Source organism: Arenimonas sp., assembly GCF_019459675.1.
GTDB lineage: Bacteria > Pseudomonadota > Gammaproteobacteria > Xanthomonadales > Xanthomonadaceae > Arenimonas.
In genome coordinates this window covers 1-7,702 of sequence record NZ_JAIBFH010000474.1, presented here as the reverse complement: position 1 = coordinate 7,702, position 7,702 = coordinate 1, and the positions used below count along the sequence as shown (strand labels likewise).

Sequence of the window (7,702 nt, the reverse complement as noted above, 5' to 3'; positions counted from 1 at the left end):
CCGGCATCGCCGACGCCGGCGACCCGCTGGCGCTGGCGCCCCTGCCCCTGGCGCTGCCGGCGGGAAACTACCGCCTGTCGCCCCATTCCCCCGTCAGGATCGATCCGGGCCAGGCCCTGCTGGGCTGGGGCCTGGGTGCTTACCGGTTCGACCGCTACCTCAAGCCCGCGCGCGAGCCTGCGCGGCTGGTGCTGGACGAGTCGAAGGCCGACCACGCCGAAGCCTTCGCGATGCTCAAGGCCAGCACCCTGGTGCGCGACCTGATCAACACGCCCACCGAACACATGGGCCCGGCCGAGATCGAGGGCGTGGCCGCGCGGCTGGCCCAGGCCTACGGCGGTGACCTGACCGTGATCGAAGGCGAATCGCTGCTCAAGCACAACTTCCCCGCCATCCACGCCGTCGGCCGGGCCAGCCACCGCGCGCCGCGCCTGATCGAACTGCACTGGGGCGACCCGACGCACCCGGCGCTGGCCATCGTCGGCAAGGGCGTGTGCTTCGACACCGGCGGCCTGAACATCAAGGGCGGCGACGGCATGCGCAACATGAAGAAGGACATGGGCGGCGCCGCCCACGCCCTGGGCCTGGCCCAGCTGGTGATGGGCCTGAAGCTGCCTGTGCGCCTGCACCTGCTGGTGCCCGCGGTGGAAAACGCCATCGGCCCCGATGCGTTCCGGCCGGGCGAAGTGCTGGCCACCCGCCAGGGCCTGAGCGTGGAGGTGGACAACACCGACGCCGAAGGCCGGCTGGTGCTGTGCGACGCCCTCACGTACGCCGCCGAGGCCAAGCCGGGCCTGATCATGGATTTCGCCACGCTGACCGGCGCCGCGCGCATCGCGCTGGGCCCGGACCTGCCGGCGCTGTTCTGCAGCGACGACGCGCTGGCCGCCGACTACCTGGCCGCGGGCCAGCAGGCGCGCGACCCGCTGTGGCGCATGCCGCTGTGGCGCCCGTACCTGAGCTACCTCAAGTCCAACATCGCCGACGTGGCCAATTCGGGTCCGTCGCGCATGGCCGGCTGCATTACGGCCGCGCTTTACCTCGAACGCTTCGTGCCCGAGGGCCAGGCCTGGACGCACGTGGACGTGTATTCCTGGAACGACACCGACCGCCCGGGCAAGCCCGCCGGCGGCGAGGCGCAGGGGCTGCGCGCCGCGTGGCAGCTGCTCAAGGCCCGTTTCGCCAAGAAGTGACAACCGGCAGTACCCGGCGGGACGCCCCGCGGCTCACAATCCCCTGACCCCGGCCGTCGCAGACTGCGCCGGCCTTGTCTTGGAGCGCACCATGGATTCGTCGCAGGACCTGCTCAAACAGCTGCACATCGACCGCCGGCCCGCCGCGAACAAGCGCCGTCCGCGCTGGCTGGTGCCGGTTGCGGTGGGCGCGATCATCGTGGCGCTGGGCGTGGTCTTTTCGTCCACTCGCCCCGTGACGGTGGAGACCGCGCAGGCGCGGGCCGCCGCCGAACTGGGCACCGCCTCGGTGCTGGACGCCTCGGGCTACGTCACCGCGCGGCGCATCGCCACGGTGTCGTCCAAGATCACCGGCAAGGTCCGCGAGGTGCTGATCGAAGAGGGCCAGCGCGTGGCCGAGGGCGAAGTGCTGGCCTACCTGGACCCGGCCGACGCCGAGGCCCAGCGCGACCTGGCCGGCGCCCAGCTGGCCTCGTCCCGCTCGCAGCTGGCCGAGGCCCAGGCCCAGCTCACGCTCGCCAACCAGACGCTCAAGCGCCAGAAGGAACTCGCCGACCGCCAGCTGGTGGCCGCCTCGTCGCTCGACGCGGCCATCGCCGACCGCGATTCGCGCGCCGCCCGCCTCAACAGCCTGCAGCGCGCGGTGCGCGTGGCCCAGGACCAGTTGGCCATCACCGAACTGAGCGTGGACAACACCATCATCCGCGCCCCGTTTGCCGGCGTCATCGTCGCCAAGGCCGCTCAGCCGGGCGAGATGATTTCACCCATCAGCGCCGGCGGCGGCTCCATCCGCACCGGCATCGGCACCCTGGTGGACATGGATTCGCTGGAAGTGCAGGTGGACGTCAACGAGGCCTACATCGGTCGGGTGACGCCGAAGATGCCGGTCGAGGCCGTGCTGAACGCCTATCCGGACTGGAAGATCCCGGCCGAGGTGATCGCCATCGTGCCCACCGCCGACCGCAGCAAGGCCACGGTGAAGGTGCGCATCGCCCTGACGTCCAAGGACACCCGCATCGTGCCCGACATGGGCGTGCGCGTGAGCTTCCTGGACGAGGCCAAGCCCGACGCCGCGCCGCTGGCCGGCGCCTTCGTGCCCGAGCGCGCGGTGGTGACCGTGGACGGGGCTTCGCACGTGTTCACCGTGGCGGAGGGCCGCGCCACCCGCGTGGCCGTGACGCTGGGCGAAAAGCGCGACGCCGACCAGCAGGTGCTCACCGGCCTGGCCGGCGGCGAGACCGTAGTGCTGTCGCCGTCGGAAAAACTCGGCGACGGTGACAAGGTCGCGGTGAAGTAAGCCCATGGCCAGGACCCTTGTCGAAATCCGCGGCCTCACCAAGGCCTACGTGCGCGGCAAGCAGCGCGTGGAAGTCCTGCACGGCATCAACCTGGACATCCCCGAAGGGGACTTCGTGGCGCTGATGGGTCCCTCGGGTTCGGGCAAGACCACCCTGCTCAACCTGATCGGCGGGCTGGACTCGCCCAGCGACGGGCTGCTGAGGGTGGACGGCCAGCGCATCGACGACCTGGGCAGCGACCAGCTGGCGGCGTGGCGCGCCAACACGGTGGGCTTCATCTTCCAGAGCTACAACCTGATGCCGGTGCTGACCGCGCAGAAGAACGTCGAGCTGCCGCTGCTGCTGACCGAGATGTCGGCCGGCGAGCGCGCGCGCCGGGCCAGCGTGGCGCTCAAGCTGGTGGGCCTGGACGATCGCGCCAGGCACAAACCCAACGAACTGTCGGGCGGCCAGCAGCAGCGCGTGGCCATCGCCCGCGCGCTGGTGTCCGACCCGCGCATCCTGATCTGCGACGAACCCACGGGCGACCTCGACCGCAAGACCGCCGACGAGGTGCTGGTGCTGCTGCAGCAGCTCAACCGCGAGTTCGGAAAAACCATCGTGATGGTCACCCACGACCCGAAGGCGGCCGAATACGCCAGCCGCACCGTGCACCTGGACAAGGGCACGCTGGTTGACGAAGCGCCGGCGCACTGAGCCATGAAGTACCTCGGGCTGATCTGGGCGGGACTGTTCCGGAAGAAACTCCGGACCACGCTCACGCTGTTCTCGCTGGTGTGCGCCTTCGTGCTGCTGGGCCTGCTGCAGGCGGTGAACTCGCTGTTCAACGGCGGCGCCGACTTCCTGGGCGCCAACCGGCTGATCACCCAGGCCCGCACCAGCTTCACCCAGCCGCTGCCGATGCGGCTGATGCCGCAGATCGAAGCCATTCCCGGCGTGGCGCGGGTGTCGCACTCGCAGTTCTTCGGCGGCGTCTACCAGGACCCGCGCAACTTCTTCCCGCAGTTCGCGGTGAACCCGCAGCGCCTGCGCGACACCTACCCCGAGTGGGTGATGGACGAGGACAGCTGGCGCCGCTTCATCACCACCCGCACCAGCACCATCGTCGGCCGCAACCTGGCCGACAAGTTCGGCTGGAAGGTGGGCGACGTGATCCCGCTCACCTCCTTCATCTGGACCAAAACCGACGGCACGCGGGTTTGGGAGTGGGAAGTGGCCGGCATCTTCGACGGCCGCGACGACGAGTGGCAGAAGCGCGCCGGCCTGATGTACCTCAACTACGGCCAGTTCGACGAAGGCCGCGCCGGCGGCAAGGGCCTGGCGGGCGTGTTCGTGGTGATGGTGGACGACCCGGACGCGTCCGAACGGGTGGCGGCGCTGATCGACGAGAAATTCGAGAATTCCCCCGATGAAACCAAGTCCCAGAGTGAGCAGGAGTTCCAGCTGGGCTTCGCGCGCCAGCTGGGCGACATCGGCCTGATCGTGAACCTGATCACCAGCGCGGTGTTCTTCTCGATCCTGTTCCTCACCGGGGTGAGCATGTCCCAGGGCGTGCGCGAGCGCGTGCCGGAGCTGGCGGTGCTCAAGGTGCTGGGCTTCACCGACCGATCGGTGATGGGCCTGGTGCTGGCCGAAGCCTTCCTGCTTTGTTTCCTGGGCGCACTGGCCGGCATGCTGCTGGCGAGCTTCTCCACCCGGTTCCTGCCGGCCGAATTCCCGATTGAAACCGACCTGCGGGTGTGGGCCATCGCCGGAATAAGCGTGCTGGTGCTGACCGTGCTGGTGGGCGTGCCGCCGGCGCTGCACGCGCTGCGCATCAAGATCGTCGACGCACTGGCGGGCCGCTGATGAGCACGTATACCCAGGTGCGCGAGATAGTGATGATGAACCTGCGCAGCGTGCCCCAGCGCCTGGGCGCATCGCTGGTGATCGTGATCGGCATCGCCGGCGTGGTCGGGGTGATGGTGGCGCTGCTGTCGATGTCGGCGGGCCTGGAGAAAACCCTCAGCGGCACCGGCAGCGACGACCGCGTGGTGGTGACGCGCGGCGGCTCCAACGGCGAACTGGCCAGCTTCCTGGACCGCGCCTCGGGCACGCTGGTGAAGCAGGACCCGGCCATCGCCCGCGGCGCCGACGGCCTGCCGCTGGCGTCGGGCGAGATCATCATCATCACCGAGGTGCCGCGCTTCGGGCAGAAGACCGGCGCCAACGTGACGCTGCGCGGGGTCGAGCCGGTGGGCTTCACCATCCGGCCGGAGCTCCGCATCGTGCAAGGCCGCAAGTTCCGCCCGGGCCTGCGCGAGATCATCGTCGGCGAGGCGGCCAGCAATCAGTTTGCGGGCCTGGATGTCGGCACGCCCCTGCGTTTCCGTGGCTCCACCTGGACCGTGGTGGGCGTGTTTTCCCCCGGCGGCGACGCGCACGAGTCCGAGCTGGGCACCGACACCGAACGGGCGCAGTCGGCCTTCACCCGCAGCGGCTACTCGTCCGTGCTGGCCAAGCTGGCCAGCACCGATGGCTTCGAGCCGATGAAAGAGCGCCTGACCAGGAACCCCCAGCTCAACGTGGACGTCAAGACCGAGCGCGATTTCTTCAGTGGCCAGTCCGGCACGCTGACCACGGTGATCGGCGTGCTGGCCGGCTTCGTGGCCCTGGTGATGGCCATCGGCGCCACCTTCGGCGCGCTCAATACGATGTATTCGGCGGTGTCGGCGCGCACCGCCGAAATCGGCACCCTGCGTGCGCTGGGCTTCGGCGCGATGCCGGTGATCGCCTCGGTGATGGCCGAGGCGCTGGCCCTGGCCATTTCCGGCGGCGTGCTGGGCGCGCTGCTGGCCTACGTACTCTTCAACGGCTATTCGGTCAGCACGCTGGGCAGTGGCTTCACCCAGGTGGCCTTCAAGTTCGCGGTCACGCCGGGGCTGGTGATGCAGGGGCTGGGGCTGTCGCTGTTCATCGGCTTCGTCGGCGGCCTGCTGCCGGCCATCCCCGCCGCGCGCATGCAGGTCACGTCGGCCCTGCGCGGCTGAGCCCGGCCTTGCGGCCACCGCCCGCGGCAAACCACAATCGGCGCGAATCCACTGGAGCCTCGCATGGCCCTGCTGCTTGCCCGCTTCGGCCTGCTGATGGCGTCGGCGCTGTGCGTGGCGATGGTGGTGCTGGGCATCACGCAGCTGGTTCGCGCGCCGCTGGTCTTCCCGGCAACCCTCGTGCCGGCGGCGCTGGTGGTCGGCGGAGCATGGGCCGTCGCCGACGCCTGGCGCCTTTCCCGGCGCCTGCGGGCGGACCGGGAATGGCGGCGCCGGCGCGAACCGGCATCCAGCCGCTTCGAGGCAAGGCCCAGCGACAGCCAGCGGGCCCTGGCGGTGCTGCTGATGCTGGTGATTCCGCTGATGCTGGCGCTGGCCGTGGCGCTGCGCGAAGACACCATGTCCCTGCTCTCGTCGCTGCTGTTCGCGGCGCTGTGCGCAGGTGCGCTGCGCATGCTCGCCCTGCTCCCGCACGACGGCCGGCCGGCGCTGGTCATGCATGTCCGCGGCCTGGAACATGCCTGGCTGGGCCGGGTGCCGTGGTCTGACGTTCGCTCGGTGTCGCTGGCGGAGCACGAACACGGCGGTGAGGACGGGGCCGTCCACATGCTGGCGCTGGAAGTGGCGTCGCCGGCGGAACTGGAGAAACGCCTGCCCTGGATCGTGCGGCGATTCTCCCGCGCCCCGCGCCCCCGGGGCGCCGCGGTGGGCCCCGTGTGGCTGCCGCTCAATGGCCTGGACTGCGAGCCGCGCATCGCGGTCGCGGCGGCGAAGAAATTCCTGGCCGCCTCGCGCCACGCGCCGGCCGCCGAAGCCAGCCCCCTGCCCGATCTGGCCGACGAGCCCGGCCGGCCGCTCACGCGCAGGGAGCGCTGGGCCGTGGCCTGGGTGGTGCTGGCTACGCTGACCAGCGCCTGGCAGCTGATGCTGGCCTACCTCCACAGCGCGGGCTGAGCCGCCGGCAGGCACCACATCGTTGCAGGCATGCCGCCGGTCTTGGGCGGATAATCGGCGCCCGGCGCGGGCCCTCCGCGCCACTGTCCGGACCACGCAGTGAACGCAGCCCCACCCGCCATCGACCGCAAGGGCCTCAGCGCCGCGATCGCCTCCTACGTACTGTGGGGCGTGTTCCCGCTGTATTGGTACCTGCTCAAGCACGTACCGGCCATGCAGATCATTTCCCACCGCATCGTCTGGTGTGCGCTGTTCGTGGTCGGGTTCCTGGTCATCCGCGAAGGCTGGGGCTGGCTGCGCACGGCGCTGATGCGGCCGCGGGTGGCCTGGATGCTGCTGGCCAGCAGCGTGTTCATCAGTTTCAACTGGGGCATCTACATCTGGGCCGTCACCAACGGCCGCGTCATCGAAGCCAGCCTGGGCTATTTCATCAACCCGCTGGTGAACGTGCTGATCGGCGTGCTGGTGCTGCACGAGCGCTTGAACCGCGCGCAGTGGGCGGCCGTTGCGATTGCCGGACTGGGCGTGCTGTGGCTTGCGCTGCTGCACGGCGATCCGCCTTGGATCGCGCTGGCGCTGGCCTTCAGCTTCGCCTTCTATGGGCTGATCCGGAAGTTGGCCAACGTGGACGCCGTGCCGGGCCTGGCGATCGAAAGCCTGTTCCTGCTGGTGCCGGCGCTGGCGTGGCTGGGCTTCGCGCACAGCCAGGGCGTGGCGGCGTTCGGCGACGGCAACCTGGCCAGCGACGCCCTGCTTGTTTTCGGCGGCGCACTGACGGCGCTGCCGCTGATCGGCTTCGCCTACGGCGCGCGCCGCATCCCGTATTCGCTGGTGGGCATCCTGCAGTACATCGCGCCGACGCTGCAGCTGATCGGCGGCGTGTGGCTGCTGGGCGAAGCCTTCACCGGGACGCAGGCCATCGGCTTTGGTGCGATCTGGGTCGCACTGGCGATCTACGGCGTGGACGGGTGGCGTCGTTCGCGCCGGCAGCCCGCGCTGGCCGCACGCGAACACTGCGCCGAACAGGTGCCCGCCTGCGACGGCGCTGCGCCGCCGCACGAGTCCGAGCGCAGGCCGTGAGCCCGGCTTGTCGGTGGGCGACGGCCGTGCGCTAATCGCTGCACATGGACTCCGCCGACGCCTTCACCGCACTTTATCGAGAGGCCGTGCTCGACCACCGCCGGGCGCCGCGCCCCGTGGGCGCACAGTCGCCGCCGGCACGCACGGC

Annotated in this window: 7 protein-coding genes; all 7 read left to right on the top strand. The window is 70.2% G+C overall.

All coding sequences use genetic code 11. The features are described from left to right. On the top strand, positions 1 to 1,193 hold a 1,193-nt coding region (locus tag K0M70_RS15520), incomplete at its 5' end, for a leucyl aminopeptidase family protein (protein ID WP_290783516.1). Positions 1,194 to 1,284: 91 nt separating this feature from the next. Beyond that, entirely contained in the window at positions 1,285 to 2,490 is a 1,206-nt protein-coding gene (locus tag K0M70_RS15515; protein ID WP_290783513.1) for an efflux RND transporter periplasmic adaptor subunit, read from the top strand. A gap of 4 nt (positions 2,491 to 2,494) precedes the next feature. Then, positions 2,495 to 3,187, top strand: coding sequence for an ABC transporter ATP-binding protein (locus K0M70_RS15510; protein ID WP_290783510.1), 693 nt, complete (start codon positions 2,495 to 2,497; stop codon positions 3,185 to 3,187). A 3-nt stretch (positions 3,188 to 3,190) separates the two neighbouring features. Continuing rightward, positions 3,191 to 4,339 carry an ABC transporter permease gene (locus K0M70_RS15505; protein WP_290783509.1) on the top strand — a complete coding sequence of 383 codons (1,149 nt, stop codon included), beginning with the start codon at positions 3,191 to 3,193 and terminating at the stop codon, positions 4,337 to 4,339. Next, entirely contained in the window at positions 4,339 to 5,520 is a 1,182-nt protein-coding gene (locus tag K0M70_RS15500) for an ABC transporter permease (protein ID WP_290783506.1), read from the top strand. The genes K0M70_RS15505 and K0M70_RS15500 overlap by 1 nt, the downstream gene beginning before the upstream one ends. A gap of 63 nt (positions 5,521 to 5,583) precedes the next feature. Further along, positions 5,584 to 6,474, top strand: coding sequence for a hypothetical protein (locus K0M70_RS15495; RefSeq protein WP_290783505.1), 891 nt, complete (start codon positions 5,584 to 5,586; stop codon positions 6,472 to 6,474). A 99-nt stretch (positions 6,475 to 6,573) separates the two neighbouring features. Further along, positions 6,574 to 7,554: an EamA family transporter RarD gene (gene rarD / locus K0M70_RS15490; protein ID WP_290783502.1), complete on the top strand. Its 981-nt coding sequence runs from the start codon at positions 6,574 to 6,576 to the stop codon at positions 7,552 to 7,554. Positions 7,555 to 7,702 lie beyond the last annotated feature (148 nt).